This is a genomic window from Endozoicomonas sp. PH6C (assembly GCF_059322965.1).
Genome location: NZ_CP185342.1, coordinates 5322421 through 5346588, shown reverse-complemented (window position 1 = coordinate 5346588; position 24168 = coordinate 5322421). Strand labels below are relative to the sequence as shown.

The 24168-nt window shown below is 47.3% G+C and carries 14 protein-coding genes; 2 read left to right on the top strand and 12 right to left on the bottom strand.

Annotated elements, in window-relative coordinates; all coding sequences use genetic code 11:
- Positions 1-170: 170 nt before the first annotated feature.
- Together ACOMG9_RS19565 and ACOMG9_RS19560 are read right to left on the bottom strand one after the other, a co-directional pair.
- Positions 171-485: a HigA family addiction module antitoxin gene (locus ACOMG9_RS19565; protein WP_448218124.1), complete on the bottom strand. Its 315-nt coding sequence runs from the start codon at positions 483-485 to the stop codon at positions 171-173.
- A 4-nt stretch (positions 486-489) separates the two neighbouring features.
- Positions 490-783: a type II toxin-antitoxin system RelE/ParE family toxin gene (locus ACOMG9_RS19560; RefSeq protein ID WP_448218123.1), complete on the bottom strand. Its 294-nt coding sequence runs from the start codon at positions 781-783 to the stop codon at positions 490-492.
- Positions 784-1029: 246 nt separating this feature from the next.
- Between ACOMG9_RS19560 and ACOMG9_RS19555 the strand changes: the two genes are divergently transcribed.
- Complete coding sequence (locus tag ACOMG9_RS19555) at positions 1030-2013, top strand: transposase (RefSeq protein WP_448218122.1); 984 nt, start codon at positions 1030-1032, stop codon at positions 2011-2013.
- Positions 2014-2635: 622 nt separating this feature from the next.
- On the opposite strand, the gene lamB is transcribed toward ACOMG9_RS19555, so the two are convergent.
- Complete coding sequence (gene lamB, locus ACOMG9_RS19550) at positions 2636-4087, bottom strand: maltoporin LamB (RefSeq protein ID WP_494529265.1); 1452 nt, start codon at positions 4085-4087, stop codon at positions 2636-2638.
- A gap of 465 nt (positions 4088-4552) precedes the next feature.
- Between lamB and ACOMG9_RS19545 the strand changes: the two genes are divergently transcribed.
- Positions 4553-5713 carry a MalM family protein gene (locus ACOMG9_RS19545; RefSeq protein WP_494529264.1) on the top strand — a complete coding sequence of 387 codons (1161 nt, stop codon included), beginning with the start codon at positions 4553-4555 and terminating at the stop codon, positions 5711-5713.
- Here ACOMG9_RS19545 and malQ read toward each other — a convergent pair.
- The 9 genes from malQ to ACOMG9_RS19500 form a co-directional block, all read right to left on the bottom strand.
- A complete protein-coding gene (gene malQ, locus ACOMG9_RS19540) occupies positions 5697-7886 on the bottom strand; it encodes a 4-alpha-glucanotransferase (protein ID WP_448218119.1) in 2190 nt (729 codons plus the stop codon). The two genes, ACOMG9_RS19545 and malQ, sit on opposite strands and share 17 nt — an antisense overlap.
- Positions 7887-7900: 14 nt before the next feature.
- On the bottom strand, positions 7901-9034 hold the full coding sequence (locus ACOMG9_RS19535; RefSeq protein ID WP_422135128.1) for an ABC transporter ATP-binding protein: 1134 nt from the start codon (positions 9032-9034) through the stop codon (positions 7901-7903).
- 36 nt (positions 9035-9070) lie between these two features.
- Positions 9071-9958 carry a maltose ABC transporter permease MalG gene (gene malG, locus ACOMG9_RS19530; RefSeq protein ID WP_448218118.1) on the bottom strand — a complete coding sequence of 296 codons (888 nt, stop codon included), beginning with the start codon at positions 9956-9958 and terminating at the stop codon, positions 9071-9073.
- A 6-nt stretch (positions 9959-9964) separates the two neighbouring features.
- Positions 9965-11515, bottom strand: coding sequence for a maltose ABC transporter permease MalF (malF, locus tag ACOMG9_RS19525; protein ID WP_494529263.1), 1551 nt, complete (start codon positions 11513-11515; stop codon positions 9965-9967).
- Between the two features lie 129 nt (positions 11516-11644).
- The gene (malE, locus tag ACOMG9_RS19520; protein WP_448218116.1) at positions 11645-12862 is read right to left on the bottom strand and encodes a maltose/maltodextrin ABC transporter substrate-binding protein MalE; all 1218 of its coding nucleotides are present in this window, start codon (positions 12860-12862) and stop codon (positions 11645-11647) included.
- A 573-nt stretch (positions 12863-13435) separates the two neighbouring features.
- Positions 13436-14155, bottom strand: a complete 720-nt coding sequence (locus ACOMG9_RS19515) for a C39 family peptidase (protein WP_448218115.1) — start codon at positions 14153-14155, stop codon at positions 13436-13438.
- A gap of 524 nt (positions 14156-14679) precedes the next feature.
- Positions 14680-17727: a hypothetical protein gene (locus ACOMG9_RS19510; RefSeq protein WP_494529262.1), complete on the bottom strand. Its 3048-nt coding sequence runs from the start codon at positions 17725-17727 to the stop codon at positions 14680-14682.
- A gap of 132 nt (positions 17728-17859) precedes the next feature.
- The gene (locus ACOMG9_RS19505) at positions 17860-20946 is read right to left on the bottom strand and encodes a hypothetical protein (RefSeq protein ID WP_448218113.1); all 3087 of its coding nucleotides are present in this window, start codon (positions 20944-20946) and stop codon (positions 17860-17862) included.
- Positions 20947-21066: 120 nt separating this feature from the next.
- The gene (locus tag ACOMG9_RS19500) at positions 21067-24144 is read right to left on the bottom strand and encodes a hypothetical protein (RefSeq protein ID WP_448218112.1); all 3078 of its coding nucleotides are present in this window, start codon (positions 24142-24144) and stop codon (positions 21067-21069) included.
- Positions 24145-24168 lie beyond the last annotated feature (24 nt).

Sequence of the window (24168 nt, the reverse complement as noted above, 5' to 3'; positions counted from 1 at the left end):
AAGTTTTAATGGACTTTTTACTTATGAGCATTGGTTTAGCTTCAAATTCGCACAGCATGGACACAAAGTACCGGCTTGCACGATCTTTGCTGATGGTGATACTGGAAGGCTATAGAAGGCAGCTCCGGATTGCCGGACCATCGACTCCAGCGGATACTCAGTGGCTCTTATCAAGCTGTTTGTCTTTTGAATGCAGTGACAGGTCTCACAGTCTTCGACTCCTCGTTATACCGGTTCCTGGTATCCCATAGGTCGCAGGCATGCTGGATATTAAGCCAGAACTCGGGCGTATTACTTAAAGCCGCCGCCAGTTTGATGGCCAGTGGTGCTGTCAGCACCGTCCTGTCATTCAGAATATTGCTGACAGTATTTCTGTGAACGCCCATGGCTTCAGCCAGATCAATAATCTTCAGTTCCATCGGCTCCATGAATTCCATCCTCAACATGTCGCCTACGGATACAGGTCTTCTCTTGGTTGCTCTCATAGTCTTATCCCTTATACATGTGTGGATCAAGATACGTGTCTACAGCCACGCCATCAATCCATTTGAATACCAGGCGGTATTGCCTGTTGACCCGGATTGAACACCATTCGCTGAGGTTGTTGGTCAAATGTTCAAACCGGTTTCCCGGAGGTATCCTTAAGTCCGATTCTTTGCAAGCTCCATCCAGGATTTGTATTTTCCTGAATAGCGCTGATTCAAGCTTCTTTGGTATCCGTTTGTCCTGCCTGTCATCTTCATAAAAGGACTCTAGCCACTTATCTCTGAACTCAACAGACATACATGCCCTTTACGCATAATATTGTTGTGCATTAAAGGTAAACATATGCACAATATGATTGTGCGTCAAGTGCGGTATGCTCAATCAAGCCCATCTTCAGGTCAAGAATCCCGGAAGGCTATATGGGCATGATAAAAAAAAATAAGACACCCATAAAAAAAAATAAGACACCCATAAATTTGCTTTACCATCCACCTGGTCTACTTTTTCACCCATCACTGATTTTTTACCCAGACAGGTGAGACCATGGCTCAGGCCCGCAATACTCTGATTGACCCCGGCTCAACGCCCTATTACCACTGCATGGCAAGATGTGTTCGTCAGGCTTACCTCTGTGGAGAGAACCACCTGACTGGCAAGAACTACGAGCATCGCCGCCAGTGGGTGGTGGATAAACTTCGGGAACTGGTTTCAGTCTTCGCTATAGAAGTCTGCGCTTACGCTGTCATGTCGAACCATTACCACGTGGTTTTGCACATCAATCAGTCATCTGCCAGAGGCTGGTCACGGAATGAGGTGCTTCATCGTTGGACGACCTTGTTCAGAGGTCCGCTCCTGGTGCAAAGGCATCTGGCCGCTGACAAACCAGGCAGCGCTGAGTTGGCTCGTATTGATGAATATGCTGAGGAATACCGGCGTCGTTTAACGGATATTAGCTGGTTTATGCGCTGTCTGAATGAGCATCTTGCTCGTGAGGCCAATAAAGAAGACGAGTGTAAAGGACGCTTCTGGGAAGGACGCTTTAAAAGCCAGGCATTGCTGGACGAAGCAGCGTTACTGACTTGCATGACCTATGTTGACTTGAATCCGATTCGGGCTGGAAAGGTAGAAAGACCGGAAGAGTCAGACTACACGTCGATTCAGGAACGCGTGGAGCAGGTTACACATTCTGAGACTAAAAAACAGCCGTTGACCCTGAAACCTTTTTGTTTGCAGGGCCAGAATAGGGAGGTTGCCCTTCCCTACCTTCTTCACGACTATCTGGAACTGGTTGACTGGAGTGGCCGCATTGTCAGGACAGATAAGAAAGGTTCCATCCCGTCGTATATCCCTCCTATTCTTCAAAGACTGGAAATTGATCCGGATGAGTGGTTGAAAACCATGCAATGGAATAATCGTTTTTATCGGGCAGTTGGTCGTCTGGAGGCAATGAAGACTTATGCACTTGAAGCCGGACAAAAGTGGCTTCGAGGTTTAAACGCGTGCAGTCGTTTGTACCTGACAGGTTAGCGTAGAAGTCTGTCAAGGCGTCAAAGACCCTCTCTTTATCTCTCTTCGACTTATCTCGGAATGAATTTGCATTGTCTGAATTATGGCTTGAACAGCTTCTGTTCGTTGGATGGCGCTTTGTGGCTCGTTGATACGCTGGTTGAAGATAGATTTTCTGATCCTTTTTGGGGGTGGAGTTTTTGAATGTCTTATTTTTTGTGGGTGTCTTATATTTTGATATTTTTGTTTTCCCTGAAGAGCCATTTTTTATGGGTGTCTTATATTTATATTATATTTATATTATGGGTGTCTTATATTTATATTCTGAAGAGCCATTTTTTATGGGTGTCTTATATTTTTATTTTTATATTTTTATTTTTTTATATTTTTGTCTTATTGTTATATTTCTTATTTGGGTGTCTTATATTTAATATTTATTGGGTGTCTTATATTTATTATTATATTTTTATTTTATATTTTTGTTATATTTTTGTTTCGAATACCCGAAAAAATAAGGCCACATCACTGCAGCCTTATTTTGGTCATAAGAAACACATTATTATTTAGGTTTTTTTGCCACACTTTACTTAGCCCCTTGGCATAAAACCCGCTTCTTTATTTATTTCAGGTTACGGATTAACCATTACCACCAAGCTTCAAAATGCACGCCGTATGTCCAGCCGCTGGAGTCCGTGCCAAAGGTTCTTACGATTTGATCTGCTGTGGTTCCTGTATCGAAGTAATCAAGACCTGCTGCACTGCACGCTTTTTCAGTAGCTTCTGATGTCTTACATGCATCATTGTCGGTAGCATCCCAATCTGCGTAAGTAGCAAACACTCTAATCACTGGTCTAACAAAGGCTCCAAATTTAGGATGGAATTGTTGTGCAATGGTGAACTTCACCAGTTGGCTATCAAAAGAATTATTGCCAATGGGCAAGGCAGATGAATAATAGGCATTTTCTACCTTATCCCAGCCCAACTCTATAGCGGTACTGGTGATTTCGGTCCATTTCCAGATAGGTCTGACACCTGCTGTTATCCAAGTTTTCTTGTCGGGCAAGGACGCATCCAGTCTTTGAGCTTCTTCGTCATATTCGACCTGTGTCCATGCTGCAACATACATTATGTCCATTTGGTCACTCAGAGAGAATGAACCATGGTCAAGTACTCGGTAAAGCTTATTACCCTTAAACCACTCCGCTGAATTGACAAGACGACCAGTGGTTGAACCAACGCTCGGACCCGTCATTCCATCGTTAGCGTACTGCACTGCAAATTTGTTAAAGCCATCCAGAATTTCCCAAGTCAACTCAGCTGTAAGCAACCACCCGTCCTTATCAAGAAACTCTCTGTAGTCTGCCTTGTCAGGAGGGTTTCCCTTCCCGTAGTCAACGCCCAGTTCAAGGCTGAGATTGTCCATCAGTCTCAAATCTTTCAGTCTGAGATCTATGACATCGGTTTCAACTTTCTGATTGCGCGGCGTGATAGATCCACTGTTGTCATAATAGGCAACATCAGACGTATTTCTTAGCCAAGCAATATCAAACTTGCCTATGCCAATATCGATATCCTGAATACCGGCCCCAGGGCCAGAAACATCCCAGTAGTACCAGTCATTCATATGAACATCATGCCTCTGGTAAAAGCGCTTGCCGGCCCAGAGCATAGCTTCAGGCATACCTTCAATGATATTCCTAGCTTGTAAGTTGACTTCCCTCAGAGCAAATTCGTTTTTGCCAAAATAATCGTCGCCTGTTCCGGGCATTTCCCAGTCATTGTTTTGGTAAACCTTGTAGGCGATATTGGTATCCAGCCTGAACGAGGTATTATTATCATTAGACAACTCAGCACCAAACTTCAGCTCGGTATAGGTCTCACACTCATTACCCAAGCGGTACTTGGCGGGTGCCCCAGCCGCTTTAAAGCAGGCCTGATCTCCTCCTTCTGCTGAACGACCTACGCCAGAGCGGGCATAGCCGTGAAAATCAACGTTAACTTCTTCAAAGGCCCAGGAAAGTGCAGGGAGGGAAGCGAGAGAAATAACCCCAATACTGCGACCCAGAGCAGACAGAGTACTCTGTATCTGAATCATTGCTATTTACCTTGTGTGTGTACGACAGTTGACCAGAGCTAACCGTTGGCTAAGTTGCTCTGGCCTGTTGCCATGAAGATGCGGTTTCCCAAGATCCTGAAGCCATCACATGCTCATGGCGGCTTGAGTAAATAAACCGAATGACTTTGAGAATTATGTTTTCGGCATACCCGTAGAAAATCTAGACCAGAGATTCGCAATCAGCAAAGTAAACAGGAAAAAATAGCAGATAATAGAGTTTTTTATCCTGTCTGACACAAATACGACTATGTTTGCAGACAGGCTCCCAGAGCCTGTGCGGCAATACTGTTACTGATAGTGAAAAAATGCTGCAATTTTTTGTTGATCGTGAATTCAGGTATACAGTTTATGATTTTGTTGAGAGGTATCAGAACAGTTGGCAATCCAGGCGGCCAAATTAACGCAGCATCAAGAAGATCTTATAAACGACGGGATGTGTTTGGAATGCGGAAAAAACAAATTCTTTCGCTGTGTATTATTGTCCCTCTGATAACCCTGACGGGCTGTACTTTTTTCAATAGCCGCGAAGAGATAGTCAGGCAGCCAGACTCAGAAGGCAAAGTGTACAACTCGGTTAAACATATTACCTGTCAGCCAATCAGTTATCCCGGCGATAAAAAAAAGACTAACGTTGTCGTTAATGACTTTACTTCAAGGTTAAAACAATCCACCGGAGAGACTCCGGTACTGGCTTTCAGTCTGCCGCCAACGGGTATTCATAAAGTGAATATTAACAGCTACGTGGTCAAGGATGGCGACAAAGAACAGCTGTTCTATCCGGCTGTTGCACTTCTGGATCAGTCGCACAATATCATAGCCCATATACCTGAAAGTCAGATCAAGTACAAAAAGCCCGGGTTTACCAGCCCTGAAAGTATTGAAGCCCAATTCGTCATCGATAATGACAAACGTTCCAATGAGGAAGCTGTTTGTATGCTTATCTACACCACCGATGAACTGAGGAAAGGAAGAACTACTTTGATGAATGAGGCCAAGGCATATGCCAGAGCTTACGGTGTTGTAGCTCCGCCAGTTTCAGATCCTGTAGCCATTCATGGAAACAAAGGGCATCTGGCCATCAGTATAAAAAGTTCAGAGGTGGCTTATGCTTCAACGACCATTGCTCCTGTAGCTGTCTCTGCTACAGCACTTCCAAAAGCGGTACAGGACCCTTTTACAAAAGAAGTTCTGCAGTATTATGTTGATGCTGTTAATAAAGGCCTTAAGTCATGCGATATTGGATGGGCTCTTGTCTCAAGGGCTGAATTGGGCAGTATTGTCAGGGATACAGAGGAGTACTTTGTTGAACAGTATGGTAAGCCCGTTGATAAACTGAATGCCCCTAAAACTGATGTTAGAGTCGGTTATGGCGGGAAAGTCCTGTATCACTATCAATTACAAATATACGAGCACCTGAAGGCCGGTCAGGGAGCTGCGGCATTGAAGGTCATTGATCAGATCAAAGCTGCCTTGGATGAAGTGGATAAGCTTTTTGATTATAAGGCGACAGACAAACAGTTAATACTTGCAGCCTGTCGTTTCCTATTAAAGCGGCCGCATTCTGTTTTGCACTTTGATGGCGTTAAACTTAACCGCTCTTTCTAATCACCGTCATGTTGTTAAAAAACGACCGATTGGATTCATCAGCAAAAATATTTTCCAGAGTATCGGTCAACTTCCTGCGCCAGTTTGGATACTCTTCGCTGGTCCCGGGAATATTCACCGGGGAGTCAATTTGCAAAACCTCTTCCAGCTGAACCACGGTGATTTTTGAAGCTGTTTTAGTCAGGTAATAATGCACTTTTTCCATTAAGTCCCTTGAGTATCCCATGGTGGAAATATCGTGTGGGTTCATGCCTGCAGGAAACTCATGGATGCTCGAAAGTGTTTTCAGTAAAGCCAGCTTTTCCTTGTGTCTTGCCTCTTTCTCCAGCTGAGTCCGCTTTTGATCATAAATGCCCAGTTGCAGACGCAGATCCAGATCCAGACAATTCCACCAGGCCTTCAAAGGGGGGATGTCATGGTTGCTTATACAAGTCAAAGCCATGGGTTTATAGTCCAGAGGTGGCGTAAAATGATCACCAAGGCATTCAAAAAGAACCACTTCGTTGGAATAGAACAGGGCCGGTGGCAAAGTGGCCTGAATTTCAGGCGGAACTGTCCCGAGGTCTTCTCCGAATACCAGACACTGACGACGATGGCTCTCCAGTTTGATGATGCCGAGTAAGTCCTCAAGGGGATAACAGACATAGGCACCATAGTCAGCGGTTTTGCCCTTGGGGCACCACCAGAGTCTCAGTAGCCCCATGACGTGATCAATTCTCAAAGCCCCGCAATGGCTCATATTAGCCTGAACCATTTCAATAAAGGGCTGGTACTGCTGAGCCCTTAGCACCTGCGGATTAAAGGGAGGCAAACCCCAGTTCTGTCCCTGGGGAGCGACACCGTCCGGGGGCGCACCAACGCCTGCATCCAGACAATACAGGCTGCGATGACTCCAGACATCAGAGCCGCCACTGTCCACACCTACGGCCAAATCACGATAGATGCCCACCAGCATACCGGCTTCAATGGCCGCTTCCTGGGCTTTGGCCAGCTGATCTTCAGCCAGCCACTGTAAGTACATATAGTATTGAATGCGTTTTCGGTTATCGCTGGCAAACGCTTGAACGGCGCTGGATTCCGGGTTTTGGAACAAAGGCTCCCAGCATGGCCATCCCCAGTTATTGATGTTCAGCTTTTTGTAATGCTCATAAATAGCTTCATAGAGGGCATGTTGCTCCAGAGCCGGGCCACGGTTTCTGCAAAAATCCAGAAAAGCTTTTCCCCTTGAGCTTTCGGGGTTAAGGTGCTGTTGATAAAAGTGTTCAAACAGTGTGTTCAGAAAACCAAACTTCAGCCACGCTACCAGGCTGTAGTCTACGTATTCCTGATCTCTTGCCCGTTGCAGTTGTTCTTTGAACTCTGGCTCTTCAAATCGCTTCCGGGCTTCGTCACATTCCCTGAAGTCCGGCACTGCTGTGATATCGATATACAAGGGATTAATAAAGGTTCGACTTGATGGGCTGTAGGGGCTGGCATGAAGAGGGTTGGCAGGGTAAAGGGCATGAATAGGATTCAGACCAATAACATCTGCGCCCTGCTCTGCCAGTTGAGTCGCCAACTGACTCAGGCTTGAAAAGTCACCCATACCCCAATCATGACGAGTTCGGAGTGTGTAAAGTTGGATTGCACTGCCCCATATCTTATTGCCACTGCCCAGTCCTTCAGGTTCGTAACAGGTTTCAGGAGCAATAATTATCAGTGCACAGTCTTGCGTATTGTTACTTTGCAGCGAGAGCGGATGGTAACCAAGGGGCAAAGTATCCGGTAATTTGAACGTCAGGTGATGATAGATTTTACCCCCAAAATTGCAACTTTCCTCTATGGGCATATCGTCAGTATTCAGATTCAGTGAGTGGTGGCCAGCGGTTTCCAGTATTATTTCGCCTTTGAACAGCTGACCCAGCTGTTGATCTTCAAGGTGCAGACTGACCTGATAGGCTTGTCCCTGTGTGAAGACAGAAACGGGATGCAACAGTTGCTGCCACCTCTGTTGTTCAAAGTCTGTGATCGCCTGTTTTATCGCATCGTCAGATTCAACGTTCAATCCCATGGCGGCGAGAATTGGCAATTTGTATTCGATGGGGACGCTGACAGGCTCACCCGCCCAGTCACTGTATTCTCCAGAAACGCGATAGTACCCGGCCAGCTGTTCAATCAGATCAGGATCAGACATAACGCTCTCTCTTATCAGTCGTGGGCTGGCGCCTGGGTACGAGGAAAAGCCTTGCCCTCAGCGTTGAAGAGGTGACAAAACTGAACCGGAAGCTCAATTTTCATCTTGCTGCCTGCATCACGTTTTTTTGAGTCTTCTACCCGGACAATAAAGTTTTCACGAATGGTATCGTGGCTCATGTATATGTAAGATTCGGCGCCCAGACGCTCCAACGTCTCAACCTTGCCTTCGACAGCGTTGCCATTATCCGTTTCTGCCAGAGCATCTTCGGGTCGAATGCCCAGCACGACCCTGTCACCCTTTTTGGCATCCTGGCAGTCAACATTTGTCCGGAGTACTTCACCGGTGGTTAATTTGACTCGGGTTTCGCTGTTGCCGGTCTCTTCAATAAAACCGTCAAAGAAATTCATTTTGGGTGAACCGATAAATCCGGCAACGAACAGGTTGGCGGGTTGGTGATAAAGCTCCAATGGCTTGCCAACCTGCTCCAGGTTAGTTTTTGCCCCCTGAGCCAGAGGGCTCAGGACAACAATCTGGTCTGCCAGAGTCATGGCTTCAATCTGGTCATGGGTGACGTAGATAGACGTTGTTTGCAGACGGTTGTGGAGTCGGGCTATTTCCTGCCGCATCTGAACCCGGAGCGCGACATCGAGATTGGACAGCGGCTCATCAAACAAAAAGACCCTTGGTTGCTGCACGATGGAGCGGCCGATAGCCACCCTTTGTCGTTGACCTCCGGACATGGCTTTTGGCTTTCGATCCAGCAGGGCTTCCAGTTGGAGAATTCGGGCGGCTTCTTCAACCCGGCTTTTGATTAACGATTTATCGGCTCTTGCCAGCTTCAGACCAAAGGCCATATTTTCGGCCACCGACATGTGTGGATAAAGAGCGTATGACTGGAAGACCATGCCTACCCTGCGCTCGTTCGGTGGCCAGTCATTCACCTGCTCTCCGGCAATGTACATTTCTCCTTCAGTGATATCTTCAAGACCACAGACCATTCGAAGCAGAGTGGACTTACCGCAGCCAGAAGGCCCGATAAACGCAATGAATTCACCCTCTGCAATGTTCAGGTTGATATTCTTGAGAACCCAGGTCTTGCCCTGGTCATAGCTTTTGGAAATATTGACAAGCTTAACTTCAGCCATAAGGTTTTCCGTTTTTTATACGCTGAACCCGGCAGGCTAGCCTTTGACACCACCTGAAGTCAGACCACCGACAATCCAGCGCTGGCACAACAGGAAAATAATAGAGATGGGCAGACCTGACAGAACGGCTGCCGCAGCAAAGTCGCCCCAGAGATAATTCTGTGGATTCAGATATTGTCTCGAGCCAACCGCCAGCGTCAGATTATCCATGCTCTGCAAAAGCACTGAAGCAACGGGATATTCAGCAATATTGGTAATGAAAGCCAGAATAAAAACCACCGCCAGAATGGGTGTTGATAGCGGTAGCAACACAAAACGAAATGCCTGCCAGGGCGTTGCTCCGTCAATCGCTGCAGCTTCTTCGAGGGATGAATCAATGGTTTCGAAGTAGCCCTTGATTAACCAGATGTGCAGAGCCAGACCACCCAGATAGGCGACAGTTACCGAACCCAGAGTGTCCAGACCTAACCAGGGAACATAGTTGCCGATCTGCTCAAACAGGGAGTATATGGCAACCAGTGCCAGTACAGCTGGAAACATTTGCAGAATCATCATGGCAGTAAGCATGGATTCCTTGAATCGGAATCTCAGTCTGGCGAATGCGTAGGCGCCCGTGGTTGATAGTAGCAGGATCAACAGCGTGGAAATAAACGCTACTTTGATAGAGTTCCATAACCAGAGGAGAACAGGGAAGGGAGACTGGGTGATGGAGCCGTCGGCATTCTCCCAGGGAATACCAAAAGCCAGATACCAGTGTTCCAGACTGGGATTACTGGGTATCAGGTCGCCGGTAGCAAAGTTACCGGAACGAAAAGACACCGAAATAATCATCAGGAAGGGAAACATGATCAGGCAGAGAAAGAGAATCATAAAGATTCTGGCAGACCACACCCGGCATTTAAGGTTTCTTGGCTGTACAATCATAGTCGTTCACTCCAGTACCTGTTTAGTCGCTTTCAGGTTCACCCAGGCTATGATACCCACCATGATGAAGATGAAGGTGGCTATGGCAGAAGCCAGGCCGTAATCCTGCCCGTACTGGCCAAATGCGATCCGGAAGGTATAGCTCACCAGAATGTCGGTGGCACCTGCCGGAGTGCTGGCACCAATGATATTGGGAGCACCGTCAGTCAGCAGTGCAATCAGAACCAGGTTGTTGAAGTTGAATGCAAAACTGGCAATCAACAGCGGTGTCAGAGGCTTTATGATCATGGGCAAAGTGATGTTAAAGAAGTTCTGGATGGGAGAGGCGCCGTCTATTGCTGAAGCTTCATAAAGAGTATCTGGAATAGACTTCAACAGGCCTATGGCGAGAATCATCATGTAAGGATAACCCAGCCAGGTATTAACGATCAGGACCATGGTTTTTGCCAGATACTCGTTGCTGAACCATTCGGGTTGAACCCCAAAGAGCAGGTTTAGCAGCATATTGATCTCACCAAAATTCTGATTAAACAGGCCCCTGAAGATCAAAATAGAAATGAAGGCTGGCACTGCATAAGGAAGAATTAACAGCAGCCGGTACAAGTTATTACCTTTCAGGGGTTCCCACTGCACCAGACAGGCCATCAGCAACCCTACAGTCATGGTAAAGAGCACCGAGAGAGCTGCAAATACCAGGGTCCAGAGGAAAATTTTTAAGAAAGGACCCTGAATACCAGGATCTTTGAGCACCCGAACAAAATTATCCCAGCCGTTATAAACGACAAAGCCCGGTCTTACCTGCTTGCCCGCTGAATCAGGCTGCCCTTCAGGCACTTCGATATAATAGCCCGTTGTATGATCAGGCTTTAGCAGGTTGCCATTACGCGTGTCCTGCAGAGTGTCATTACCAATGTCACGGTAAATTTTTGACATGGGACCAAATTTTCTCAGGCTGGTCATTGTTAGCTCAGTCTTGTCAGGCAGTTCTACGTCCAGTTTTTTGAGGGTACTCCGTAGCTTTATGGTCTCCTTGAGGGGGAGCTCATTGCCTTCAGGAAGGTCCGGTGAAAAGTCAGCTTTCAATGGCACTGGAATGACGGTTTCGTTGAACGGCTGACTTATAAGGTACTTGTCTGTCTCCTTGTTACTGATAAACAGAACCCGGTAATCAGCCCCCTGCTGATAAACACTGAAATGATAGGACTCACCCTCTGTTTTATAGGTTTTGCCCAGATGCAGGATTTTTACGCGCTCCAAGGATAAAAGGTGGCTGGAACTGTAATTTGTGAATGCGACATATACCGTATAGATCAGGGGGAAAACTATAAATATCGATACACCCAGAATTGCAGGGAAAACATATCGGTAGTTGTAGCCATCAGCGCTGATGAACACCCAGGTGCCGACGCAGACAATCACCAGAATGATCAGGGCAAAAGCAAACTCTCCCTGAAAGTACATCAGGGCCACGCCATAGAGCAGCACAAGATCAATCATGCCAATCAACCCACATACCAACCAGGTCAATGGGCTCTTTGCTTTCTGATCAGCCTCCATAAAGTCGACTCCTGAAGCAGATTTAGCTCACATACTCTGATCCGGTGGGCTTGAAACTGCATAAATCACTCTCGAAATCACTTGTCGTATTTCACTGCATTGAGATAAGTAGAAGGGGATCTAGACAGCCTAGTTGACAATCTGCCTGGCTGCTTCATTGAGCGCATTCTTGTAGTCCTGTCTTCCGGAGGTAATGTTCATCAGAGCAGACTCCATGGCTGACCAGAATTTGCCCATTTCCGGTACATTGGGCATGAGCAAACCGTTGACGGCATTTTCGTAGGTAACCTTGATGCGAGGATCTTTTTCCAGTTCCTTCATGTAGCTTTTATTGACCACAGCACCCAGCGGAACATCGCTGTTCATAGTACGAAGACCGTCGTCTGTTAGCAGGTAGTTTTCAAGAAACTCTTTAGACAGGACTTTATTGGGACTGGCACTGTTCAAAGTGGCTCCCCAGACGCCAACAAATGCCTTGGAACGCTGGCCATTGACGCTGGGCAAAGCGGCCACACCATAATTCAGATCTTTGCCGTCGATTTTGGTTTTGTCCAGGTTTGACCAGGCCCAGGGGCCGGTAATCATCATGGCTGTCTGGCCCTTGTTGAAGCTGGACTCCATAACACCATAATCAACGCCTCTGGGCATAACGCCTTTGTCAATCAGCTCGGTCAGCATTTTGGCACCGGCCATGGCTCCGGCGTTATTGACTCCGGTGTCTTTGATATCATAACCAGTCGGTGTTTTTTTGAAGACATAGCCGCCATCTGCAGCAAGCATCGGCATAGTGAAGTAAGGCTGGATCTGATCCCACATAATGGTAGTAACTTTGCGTTTGGCCAGTTTGTCTTTAAGAGGAAACATTTCCTCAAATGAGCCGGGAGGCTCTGGCAACAGATCCTTGTTGTAGATCAGGCTGATAGCCTCCATAGAGACAGGGTAACCATAGATCTTGCCGCTGACCGTCATCGCCTGCCAGCCCAGATCGTCAATCTTGCTTTTGAAATCCGCAGCTGGGTTTACAGGCGAAAGAAGACCGCTCTGGGCCCATTCACCGTATCGGTCATGGGCCCAGAAGAGAATGTCTGGTCCACCACCGGACGCTGCCGACTGTTGAAAACGATCGGTAATATTTTCCGGAATCTCAACTTTAATCTTGATGCCGGTGTCTTCCTCAAACTCCTTGCCGACTTCCCGGATACCATTGTAGGCCTTGTCACCGCCTACCCAGATCACCAGTTCATCATCCTCAAAGGAGAAGGCCTGGAAAGGGCTGAGGGCAGTCCCGAGAGTGATTGCAGCTGCAGCTATGGTTTTGCCAAGCGGAGTACCCAGTAATCTGATCATCAGTCAACGGCTCCTGATCAATTTAGCTATTCAGTTAAAGCGCAGCGGCCATTCGCAGTGATAAACCGCAGGCGCGTTCTGTAGGACAAGCTTCATACGCAACCGGACGTGAACCTCTCCGGTCAGCCTAATGATGATTCCCCTACATGGCTTGAAAGTTCGGTCGAGAGTGAAGATTCGCTTTCACAGACAGACCCATTGGGTTGCTGTCTGAGATGAAAGAAAAACTTATTCAATAATAGCGGCAGAATCGGAAGGTAATGATGATGTGGAGAAGAATTTTTCATCAAGGCAAGGTTTTAAGTACCTAACCAGTTGGTTTCGCATATTCTGGCCAGGTACTTATTCATAATTTTCTAAAAAAGCAAGTTAATATTATTTTTGAGAATTAAATCAAAATATACGACGATAGCTAATTAATTGAGGCGAAAAACGGAAGTCGCTTTCATCTCGTTCTGATGCTGGAGACAGGGAGCTGGGCTTAGTCCGGGATCCCTCGCTGGGGCCCAAAGGGCACGACAGCCTGGGAACCTGAGTTTTGCGATAGCCGCTCCAGCATAGGAACCAGTTACATCATTGTCGACGGTTAAGGCGCTCTTTTACTCTGGCAACTAAGCTATCAAAATCCTCTGAAGGTTCTGGATCTTCTGAATCAACTTTTATTGTAATGATGCCTGTTGGAAGTATGTCATCAGCCGTCTTGTTTTGTGCAAGAAATGCTTCTAATTCATTTTCTGAAATCAGTGACTGTAACCAGTCTACAGTTTCTATTTGACTACCTCCGGACCAAGGATCATGAATGACTAATTTATCACCCATAATGCCTATTAACAGGGCATAATGACCATAGAAGCGATTTTCTTGATACCTAAGAAGAATAGGTGTCTCGGCAATGAGTTCAGTTAAAGACTCAACTAATGCTTCTCTAGTGTATGAAGAATCAGGAAATTGCAACTCAGATAATTTGAAATTTGAACGAATAGACTCTTCGTAAAATTCTTCTAAGGGGAATCCTTTAAATATACTTCTCGGGTTAGTAGAAAGTGATTCAACTTTTTCTGGATTTATACTGGTAACAAATAATGGATCGTCACCATAAAACCTTCTGAGCATTTCTACACAGGCATCACCACAGAGATTAACATGCCCTTGATGAATGTACTTAACAGGATGAATGTGACTTTTGAGCTCTACACTCCTTCCTTTGAACTTTTTCTGCTCAGCTTCTAATTTTGTTGTGTCATTAGTAACATTAAAACTCCAAATTGCTCTGAGCGGTCCTCTTAGTTTCATATTTTATCCATTTTTTAGTTATCGAATTTTCAGGGGGTGTCGCAAAACTCTGGTTGCCACGCTTTCAGGCCCTGTAAGTCGAAGCGTGGGAACGGGTTGTTCTTTTTTTCGCTTCTTCTTGTCAGGTGTTTCATTCAGTGACTGAAGTGAGGGAGGTAAATCTCTTTTGTTTTCAATGCTGTGCACTGCGAATTCCTTTTCATGGGTTTTTTCTATTAAGTACTCAGCCATACGGAATCGAATATTTCTGGCTTATTGGGCAGGTGCTCTGCAAGGCGCAACGACGGGAGCATAGCAAGCTATGTGACCAGAGTTGCAACGCAGTCAGAGTGCCTGAACAATAAGTCAGAAAATATGATTTCGTATGGTTGAGTACTTACTAGTTGTATAGCAAAAACCTATGCACGGGACAAATTGCACAATGGAATGGACCGGGAAGCGATTCTCGCCATAATACTTAAAATGACTGCGGGGGAAGAATCCGGCTTTATGCCGCAGAGCTGGTATACCCCTGTTTACTGGTGCTACCTTTTCAGTATCTTCTTTGGCACCAGCATTTCCTTTTCTCCCGGGAAGCCATTGTTGTTAAAGTAGCGACGCTTCTCGCTGACCACAGCAATACCCCGTTTCTTCAGAACTTCGCGGGCGTCCTCCGAATGCAGTGTTTCCTGAATCAAGGTGCCCGGATTCATCCGAATACCTTCGTTCTTCAGCCGCTGCACCTCTTGCTCTATTGCCTGTTGTGTGGCCGGGCTTAGCAGCGACGGGTCATGTTCGTACTGCATCTTTTCCAGCAGCGTCATTCCGGCCGGAATCGTCACCTGCCCCAGATCATACCCGCTGTTATGAATACCATAAGTGATCCCTTTGTTCTGATCGGCCCTGCAGGCTTTGTGGCTGGGGTCTGAACAGGTAATAATTCCGGCCTCCTGAGCGATTTTACGGCGGACATTGTCATCAATAAACTGGTTCATTCTCTGCACTGGCTCAGTAGTCCATTCAAAGTTTTCAGAGATCTTTGAGCCATTGTCGATCAGACCGTAGACTTGGGTGTAGTTTTTTCTGCACCGATCCAGGAGTTGCCAGGTTATTCGCGCCAGATCAGCCGCACCGTGCATGGCAGCTTCCAGATGACGTTGGAATTCACTCTTGTTGTCAGGCTCGGAGCTAAACTCTTTGGTCAGCTGCCAGGGTAAGTCAAGACGGTTTGCGTCAAAACCCAGAGGTCGAGTCATCGTTAATCCGGGAAAATTAGCCCCAACTCCGCAACCACGGATAACATCCATTCGGTCCGCAAAGCGTAATATGCGCAGATACCAGCGCACTCGCTCACAAAGGCTCTGCTCGTCTTGACCCTTGACATCGTTTTCCTTGCTGACTATCGCCTTTGCCATATCAGCCAGCAGCTGTTCAGGATAGTACCCGGCCAGATCCCGTTTGAAATATTCAGCTGAACTCGTTTCTTCTACTGATTTGTCGACATCTTCGGCAGCCGCGTCATGGTAGATGATCGCCAGAGAAAGGAGTTCTTTTTCTTGCGGGTGCAAGGAGCGTTGCTGAAATTTCTCCAGCAACTCCATATACCAGAGCCCATTATTCCTGGCCCGCAGAACATGACTGCAACTGTGCAGTGGTTTCCACACGGTTGGTATGGTCTGTCTGAAAAGGCTCTCTATCACCCGCTCTGGTCCCGGACGGCGGTAATAATGCTGCAATACCTTCAGGATGGTTTTTTCATTATCGCCGACATTGTCAGGCAGGACTGGCGGTTTACTGAACGCTTCCACCACAAACTGTAATGCCGCCGGTACTTCGGTTGTCAATGGTGTTGCCGATGCGCCGGTATCGTTCAGGCCGAGCGATTGTTTCAGCTCCTCAACTTCCCGCTGAGCCTGCCGGACATGCTCTGGCCAATTCTGGTAGAAAGGATATTTTTCCCGTTGATCCCGAAGGTTTTCAAGCCATTCGATATAACCATTCAGAGATAAATCTTCAATAATCTTCTTACCATTACCATATCTGCTCGCATGATAGACTTTAACGCGATTCAGAACGTCATTGTCCAGAGAAGCTTCGTAATGGAACAGGGCCAGTAAGAGGGACTGGAGGGTGTTGAGAGTTGGAGGATTAAAGTCAACCACATGGTGTATTATTAACTGTTCCAAAAAGCTTTGCCGCTGCTGTTGGGTGGTTTCCCGGCAGATTCGGTCAAATTCAATGACGTTTCCCGGGCAACCGGTTAAAGGTAGTCTCCGGAGATGATTCAGGGTCAGAAAATCAAATGGAGCAAAGGCAGGCAAAATATAGTTCATAATGCTCGGTGGTATTAATGGGTGTAAGCCATCATCCATATTGAAAATGGGTCGAAAATTCTTTTCCAGCCTTGCACCGCTCTGCAGAAGCAGCCGACATAAGCGGCAGGCTTCGTCCGCCTGTTTCTGGATTTGCTTGTGCATTGGCCGGTCGTTTCTGATCAATTCGGAAACCAGTAACATTCCAAGTAAAGATTCAACCCTTCCTTCATGAGAAAAAAACTGGTGAATTGGCAAGCCACTTTGTTTCAATTCCAGAAGCCTCTTATAACTGTAATGACAGGGATTATTTACCAGCTCGATGGCTTCTTGCAGTAGCTGCATGGTATCTGGATCAGCTGAGAGAGTTGATTTCGAACTCAGTGCCTTTGCCCGCAAAGGCATTGGCAGCAAATTCAGCATGGCTCTCAAATGCTCTGGGGCTAAGCCCTGTGAGAAGGCAAAATCATTCAGAGAATTCTCATTGCTGGCCAGGTGCGGACTTTCCAGCTCATCATCAAAATAGACCTCTACAGAACCTGTGCGGTGGCAATAAACAACCAGAGGCAAGGGGCCAAGCCCCAGTAAAATTTTACAATGATCCTTGTCCCAAAGGATATCGGAAATATTTATTTGTGCGTCCTTGTATACGCAAAAGCATTTGATGTCTTCCATGCGGTAGTTGGTGAGTACCAGTTCAGGGTACTTGCGAGGGTGAGATTTATCGCCGGATTTCAATTTTGGTAAACTGAACGTTCCGTCTTTTTGCAGATGTCCCGAGGTGAAACCAGGATAAACTCCCCAGACAACTTTATTGCTGCGCTCAAGAAGTGCGTCGTGCAGTGATTGCAGATCAGGCAGTTGTTTTACAAACCATTTATTCGCATCATAGCCCTTCTGCAGATAAAAGGTCTCGGCATTGCGTTTGTAGATATACAGGCACTGGGGGTTAACAATGCCTACCATCCATTTACCGAAACCATCTGGTATGGGCTCAGTGGGCATCATCTTCTCCGGCAGAGCGAGGGAGAAGGGTCTTGGTGCTCCCTTACCCGAAAAGTAATTTTTTTCTTTGGTGTATTGAATTCGCCGAAACGCCAGGCGTCCACTGGCAGCAGCTTCCTTCAGCTTCTGTCGCTCAGGCTCTCTGGAATGATGGGGTCGCAGCCTGCTGGTTGATTCGCAGACTGTCCATTGGCCAGAGGCCGTTGGCGACTGAGTGTCTAACTTTGTTGGAGGGCACAGGCTCTGAGAGGTTCCCGTTCCATGGGCAATATTCATGGCAATACTCCTTTAAGACTTATTACTTAACTATTTTCCTGAAGGTAAACTTTAGAGTCCTTGGAGTAACTATCTGGCAAAAAGTTCCATCAGGGTCCCAAAAAAGTCCGCAGCTGCATTTTCATAGCCAGATCAAAGGATTTTACAGGCCCACTCTGCCGACGCGCTCTGGGCATCAGGCTTCGCTATTTTCTTTGGCACCAGCATTTCCCGTTCTCTCGGGAGTTCATCATTGGTGAAGTAGCGACGCTTCTCGCTGACCACGGCAATACCCCGTTGTTTCAGCACCTTTTGGGCTTGCTCCGAAGTCAGCGTTTTTTGCGTCAAGGTGCCGAGATTCATCCGAATACCTTCGCTCTTAAGCCGCTGCACCTCTTGCTCTATTGCCTGAAGTGTTGCCGGGCTCAGCAGCGACGGATCATGTTCGTACTGCATCTTTTCCAGCAGCGTCATTCCGGCCGGAATCGTCACCTGCCCCAGATCATACCCGCTGTTATGAATACCATAAGTGATCCCTTTGTTCTGATCAGCCCTGCAGGCTTTGTGGTTCCGGTCTGAACAGACAATAATTCCGGCCTCCTGAGCTATTTTTCGTCGAACATTGTCGTCAATTAACTGGTCCATTCTTCGCACTGGCTCAATTGTCCATTCAAAGTTTTCAGAGATCTTTGCGCCATTGTCTTTGAGACCGTAGGCTTGGGTGTAGTTTTTTTTGCGCTGATCCAGAAGTGATCCGGTTACCCGCGCCAGATCAGCCGCACCGTGCATGGCGGCTTCCAGATGGCGTTGGAATTCACTCTTGTTGAAAGACCAGGAGCTAAACTCACCGGTCAGCTGCGATGGTAAGTCAAGACGTGTAGCGTCAAAACCCAGAGTTCGGGTCACTGTTAATCCCGGAAAATCAGCCCCGACCCCGCAACCACGGATAACGTCCATGCGATCTGCAAAGCGTAATATGCGCAGATACCAGCGCACAGAGTCAGGCAGGTTCTGCTCCTCTTTACCCTTAACATCGTTTTCTTTGCTGACTATCGCTATTGCCATATCAGCCAGCAGCTTTTCAGGGTAGTGTCCGGCCAGGTCCCGTTTGAAATATTCAGCTGAACTTGTTTCTTCAACTGATTTGTCGACATCTTCGGCAGCCGCATCATGGTAGATAATCGCCAGCGACAGAAGTTCTTTTTCTTGTTCTTTCAGGGAACACTGCTGAAATTTCTCCAGCAATTCCATATACCAGTGCCCATTATTCCTGGCCCGCAGGACATGACTGCAGCTGTGCAGTGGTTTCCACACGGTTGGTATGGTTTGCATGCCAAGTCTCTGGATCACCCGTTCCGGTCCCGGACGGCGGTAATAATGTTGCAATACCTTCAGAATGGTTTTTTCATTATCGCCGACATTATCGGGCAGGACTGGCGCTGTGCTGAAGGCGTCCACCACAAACTTTAATGCCGCTGGTGTTTCGGTTGCCAATGGTGTTGCCAGATTGTGAGAATCGTCCAGACCGAGAGATTGTCTCAGATCTTTGATGTCCTGCTGAGCCTGCCGGACATGCCTTGGCCAATTCTGGTAGAAAGGATATGTTTCCCGTTTCTTCCATAGTTTTTCAACCCATTTGACATAATCAGCCACGGAAAAATCATCAATGATATTTTCATCTTCTTGGCGATACATATCCAGATGGGATTCAAGACTATCCAGAACGTTTTTGTCCACGGCAACCTGGTAATGAAACAGGGCCAATAAGCTGAGCTGAATATGTTTGAGGGTTCTATTCTTCAGAGTTACCACATAATTTAATACCCTTGTCAGGCATTCCTGCCGTTGCAGTTTATTCTGACCACGGCAGATACGGTCAAATTCAACGACGCTACCCGGGCAGCCGGTCAAAGGGTACCATTTGAGATGTTCCAGAGTCAGGAACTCAAATGGAGCAGAGGCAGCTACCAAACAATTGAATATCCCAGCCGGGATTGCCGGTCCAAAGATACCCTCCATGCGCTCAATGAGATATACATACCCATCCAGCCTCGCACCGCTGCGCAGAAGCAACTGACATAAGCGCCGGGCTTCGTCCTCCTGTTTCCGGATCTGATCGTGTTCTGGCCGCTCGTTTCTGCGTATTTCGGAGTCCAGCAGCATGCCAAGTAAAGATTGAACTCTTCCTTTATGAAAAAAACGCTGGTGAATTGGCAGGCCACTTTGTTTTAACTCCAGAAGCTCTTCATAACTGTAAAGAAAGGGATCACTGACCAGCTCGATGGCCTGTTGCTGTTTGTGTATGACATCCGGATCAACTGAGACGGTTGACTCCGGACTCAGTGCCTTTGCTCGCAAAGACATGGGCAGCAGATTCAGGATGTCTCTGAAATGATCTGGAGCCAGGCCCTGTGAAAACGCAAAATCATCCAGAGAACGCTCATTCCTGGTCAGATACAGACTGTCCAGCTCATCAGCAAAATAGACCTGTACAGAACCTGTGCGATGGCAATAAACAACCAGAGGCAAGGGGTCAATCTGCAATAAAAATTCACAGAGATACTTATCCCGCAGGATGTCGGAAATATTTGTTTTTGAATCGTTGTAAACGCAAAAGCATTGGATGTCTTTCTTGCGGTAATTAGTCAGCACCAGTTCAGGGTAACATTCCAGGTGGGAATAATTGCCAGTTTTCAATTTTGGTAAACTGAAGGTTCCGTCCGCTTGCAGATGTCCCGAGGTAAAACGCGGATAAACTCCCCAGGTAACCTTATTGGCATGCTCAATGAGTCCGTCGAACAATGATTGCCGATCAGAGAGTAGTTTTACATCCAGTTTATCCGCATCTGCGCCCAACTCCAGATACCGGGTGGTGGCATCACGCTTGTAAACGAACAGGCATTGGGGGTTAGTAATGCCCACCATCCATTCACCGCAATCATCTGGCAGGGGCATAGAGGGCATCATCTCTCCCGGCAGGGCGAGTGTGAAGGCTCTTGGTGCTCCCTTGCCCGAGAAGTAATCGTTTTCTTCAGTCAATCTGATGCGCCGAAACGCCAGGCGTCCACTCTCAGCTGCCCGAAGTAGCTGTTGTCGTTCGGACTCCATGGGATGAGGGGGTAGCAGCTTGCTGGTCGATTCACAGACTGTCCATTGGCCAGAAGCCGTTACCGATTGGGTGTCAAAATTTGTTGTAGGGCACAGGCTCTGAGAGGTTCCCGTTCCATGGGTAATATTCATGGCAATACTCCTGTAAGACTTATTACTTAACCATTTCCTGAAGGTAAACCTAAGAGTCTTTGGAGTAACTATCCGGCAAAAAGTTCCATCAGGGTGCCACTAAAGTCCGCAGCTGCATTTTCATAGCGAGATCAAAGTATTTTGTCGGCTATCCTCTGCTGGCGCAGTCTGAGCATCAGGCTTCTCCATCTTCTTTGGCACCAGCATTTCCCGTTCTTTCGGGAATCCATCTGCGGCAAAGTAGTGACGTTTCTCGCTGACCACAGCGATACCCCGATCCTCCAGCACTTTTTGGGCTTCCTCCGAATCCAGCGTTTCCTGGGTCAAGGTGCCCGTATTCATCCGAATACCTTCACTCTTCAGCCGCTGCACCTCTTCCTCTATTGCCTGAAGTGTTGCCGGGCTCAGCAGTGACGGGTCATGTTCGAACTGCATCTTTTCCAGCAGCGTCATTGCGGCCGGAATCGCCACCTGCCTCAGATCATACCAGCTGTTATGAATGCCATAAGTGATCCCTTTGTTCTGATCAGACTTGCAGGCTTTGTGATTGGGGTCTGAACAGGTAATAATTCCGGCCATTTTGGCAATTTTACGGCGAACATTATCATCAATAAATCGGTCCATTCCTTGCACGGGCTCTGCTGTCTGGTCAAATTGCAGGGTGATTTTTTTGCCATCAGGCATCAGACCGTAGACTTCGGTGTAGGGATTTTTGCGCGCGTCCACAGGGTTCATGGTTGTTACCTGCACCAGGTTTGCCGCACCGAGCATGGCGGCTTCCAGATGCCGTTGGAATTCGGTCTTGTGGTCAGGCTCGCTGGTAAAATTCCTGGCCCACTGGTCTGGCAAGTCAAGATAGGAAGGGTTGAAAAACTGGGGCTGAGTCGCCAACCCGGGAAATTCAGGCTCAACGATATGGCGAATAAAGTCCATACGAACGGCAAAGCGTAATATACGCAAATACCAGCACACGGTTTCAGTCAGCTTCTGATCCGCTATACCATCAATATCGTTTTTCATATTGACCATCGCCAGGGCGACCTCATCCAGTAGCTGTTCAGGGAAATGCCCGGTCAGGTCCCGTTTGAAGTAAACAGCTGACCTGGTTTTTACTTCCGATTTGTCGACATCTTCAGCTGCGGCATTCTGATAAATAATGGCCAGTGGCAGGAGACTTTTTTCGACTGGATTAAAAGAGTGAACCTGACATCGCTCCAGCAATTCCATATACCAGAGCCCATTATTCCTGGCTCGCAGGGCATGATTGCAAGAGCGATTATTTTTCCATGGTTTTTGAAAGATTTTGTTTAGGCTGGCCACTACCCGCTCCGGTCCCGGGCGACGGTAATAATGCTGTAACACCTTCAGGATGGTGTCTTCATTATCGCCGACATTATCTGGCAAGACCGGCGGTTCGCTAAAGGCTTGCACCATAAACTGTAACGCCGGTGTCATCGATGCGAAGCGATCGACCGGCAGATCGAGGGATTCTTTCAGTGCCTTGAGTTGCTCATTGGCCTTCTCGACATGTGCTGGCCAATTCTGGTAAAGAGCGTAGATTTCCCGTTTCTTCCAGAGTTCTTCAACCCATTCGATGAAATCAGACACGGATAAATTATCAATAAGCTTTGCATCGTCATGGCGATACGTCTTCAGATAGCGTTTAAACGAATCTATAACTTTTTTGTCCGGGATAGCCCCGTAACGAAACAAGGCCAGTAGGTGGGACTCTAAGGTATCGAGGGTTAGATTCTGATAAAACCGCTTACGAGATAATACCTCTATCAGGCAGATCTGCCGTTGCAGATCATTGTAGTTCTTGCAAATTCGGTCAAATTCAACGATGCCTCCCGAACAACCGGTCGGCAGTATATTCCAAAGGTTTTGCAAGGTAAGAAACTTAAATGGACCAAAGGCAGCCACCATATAATTGAACAGGTACGGTGGCAAAGAAGGTTTAGCACAGCCTCCCATCTGTCTGATATGGTCCCGGCCCCGTGCAGTCAGTATGGCCCCGCTCTTCAAAAGCAGCCGAAGTAATGGGTCAACTTCATCAACCCGGAATTCCGTTGCACGGTCATGGGCATTGTATCTTTCTATTTCAGAAAACAGGAGCAGATCAAGCAAAGAAGTCATTTTTCCTTCATAAAAAAAGCAGCGCTGAATGGGCAAACCACTCTCTTTCAATTGCAGAAGCTTCTCGCCACTGTCAGGACAGGGATTACTCACCAGCTCGATGGCCTGTTGCCATTTATGTTGATCATCCGGCGGGATGGAAAATCCTGACCTCAGTGCCTCTGCTTGCAAATGCATTGGCAATAATTTCATTCTGTTCATGATTTTGGATAAAGATTTCCCGGAAGGATCAAAACAATCCAGAGAATGCTCAATCAGGGCCAGATGTTCAGAGTCAAGTTCATCATCATAACAGACCTCTGCAGACCCGGTGTCGCAGCAAAAAACAACCATTGGCAGGGGGGGCAGGCCCAATGCCTGTTCACACTCACGCTTTTTCTGCAGAATATCCGAAATATTTCCACGGTCATCACTCACAACAAAAAAGCATTTGATGTCTGCTTTTCCATGGTTGGTGACCAGGAGTTCTGGACAGGGTACGGAGCCTGACGAATACAATGAACCAGCTCTGTGGCTATCGTATTTGCCGGGCTTCAGTTTCGGTAAGCTGAACCTTCCGTCCGCCCCCAGATGTCCTGAGGTAAAACGTTTATATACCTCCCACCCGGCTTGTTCTTGTATCTCTTTAACTTTTTCAGCCAATGATGGCAGATCAGACAGTAATTTTACGTCCAGTTTATCCGCCTCTGCGCCTTGTTTCAGCGGCCAGTCAACTGGATCTTGTTTGTAGACATACAGGCAATCGGGGTCGACAATGCCTACCACCCATTGACCTCTGAGGCTAGCGTGTTGCATCCCCTGCAAGGTAAGGGTAAAGGATGTTGGTGTGCCATTGTCATTAAAGCAACTGGCTACTTCGGCTGGTTCAATTTGTCGAATCGCCAGACGCCCAGTCTCCGCCGCCTGGCGCAGTGCTTGACGCTCAATTTCTCTGGAAGGCCCGGGTAGCTGTTTGGTCGGCTCGGTGGATATCCATTGGCCAGAGGCTGTTACCGACTGGGTGTTCAGGTTTGGTTGATGACAGGGCTGTGCCGGGTGTTGTATGTTCCCGAAAGTATTCATAATGATGCTCCAATAATCGTTATT

What these genes read in the sequence shown, in the direction of transcription:
- ACOMG9_RS19565 (WP_448218124.1), bottom strand. Translation starts at nt 485, where the DNA reads ATGAGAGCAACCAAGAGAAGACCTGTATCCGTAGGCGACATGTTGAGG.
- ACOMG9_RS19560 (WP_448218123.1), bottom strand. Translation starts at nt 783, where the DNA reads ATGTCTGTTGAGTTCAGAGATAAGTGGCTAGAGTCCTTTTATGAAGAT.
- ACOMG9_RS19555 (WP_448218122.1), top strand. Translation starts at nt 1,030, where the DNA reads ATGGCTCAGGCCCGCAATACTCTGATTGACCCCGGCTCAACGCCCTAT.
- lamB (WP_494529265.1), bottom strand. Translation starts at nt 4,087, where the DNA reads ATGATTCAGATACAGAGTACTCTGTCTGCTCTGGGTCGCAGTATTGGG.
- ACOMG9_RS19545 (WP_494529264.1), top strand. Translation starts at nt 4,553, where the DNA reads ATGCGGAAAAAACAAATTCTTTCGCTGTGTATTATTGTCCCTCTGATA.
- malQ (WP_448218119.1), bottom strand. Translation starts at nt 7,886, where the DNA reads ATGTCTGATCCTGATCTGATTGAACAGCTGGCCGGGTACTATCGCGTT.
- ACOMG9_RS19535 (WP_422135128.1), bottom strand. Translation starts at nt 9,034, where the DNA reads ATGGCTGAAGTTAAGCTTGTCAATATTTCCAAAAGCTATGACCAGGGC.
- malG (WP_448218118.1), bottom strand. Translation starts at nt 9,958, where the DNA reads ATGATTGTACAGCCAAGAAACCTTAAATGCCGGGTGTGGTCTGCCAGA.
- malF (WP_494529263.1), bottom strand. Translation starts at nt 11,515, where the DNA reads ATGGAGGCTGATCAGAAAGCAAAGAGCCCATTGACCTGGTTGGTATGT.
- malE (WP_448218116.1), bottom strand. Translation starts at nt 12,862, where the DNA reads ATGATCAGATTACTGGGTACTCCGCTTGGCAAAACCATAGCTGCAGCT.
- ACOMG9_RS19515 (WP_448218115.1), bottom strand. Translation starts at nt 14,155, where the DNA reads ATGAAACTAAGAGGACCGCTCAGAGCAATTTGGAGTTTTAATGTTACT.
- ACOMG9_RS19510 (WP_494529262.1), bottom strand. Translation starts at nt 17,727, where the DNA reads ATGAATATTGCCCATGGAACGGGAACCTCTCAGAGCCTGTGCCCTCCA.
- ACOMG9_RS19505 (WP_448218113.1), bottom strand. Translation starts at nt 20,946, where the DNA reads ATGAATATTACCCATGGAACGGGAACCTCTCAGAGCCTGTGCCCTACA.
- ACOMG9_RS19500 (WP_448218112.1), bottom strand. Translation starts at nt 24,144, where the DNA reads ATGAATACTTTCGGGAACATACAACACCCGGCACAGCCCTGTCATCAA.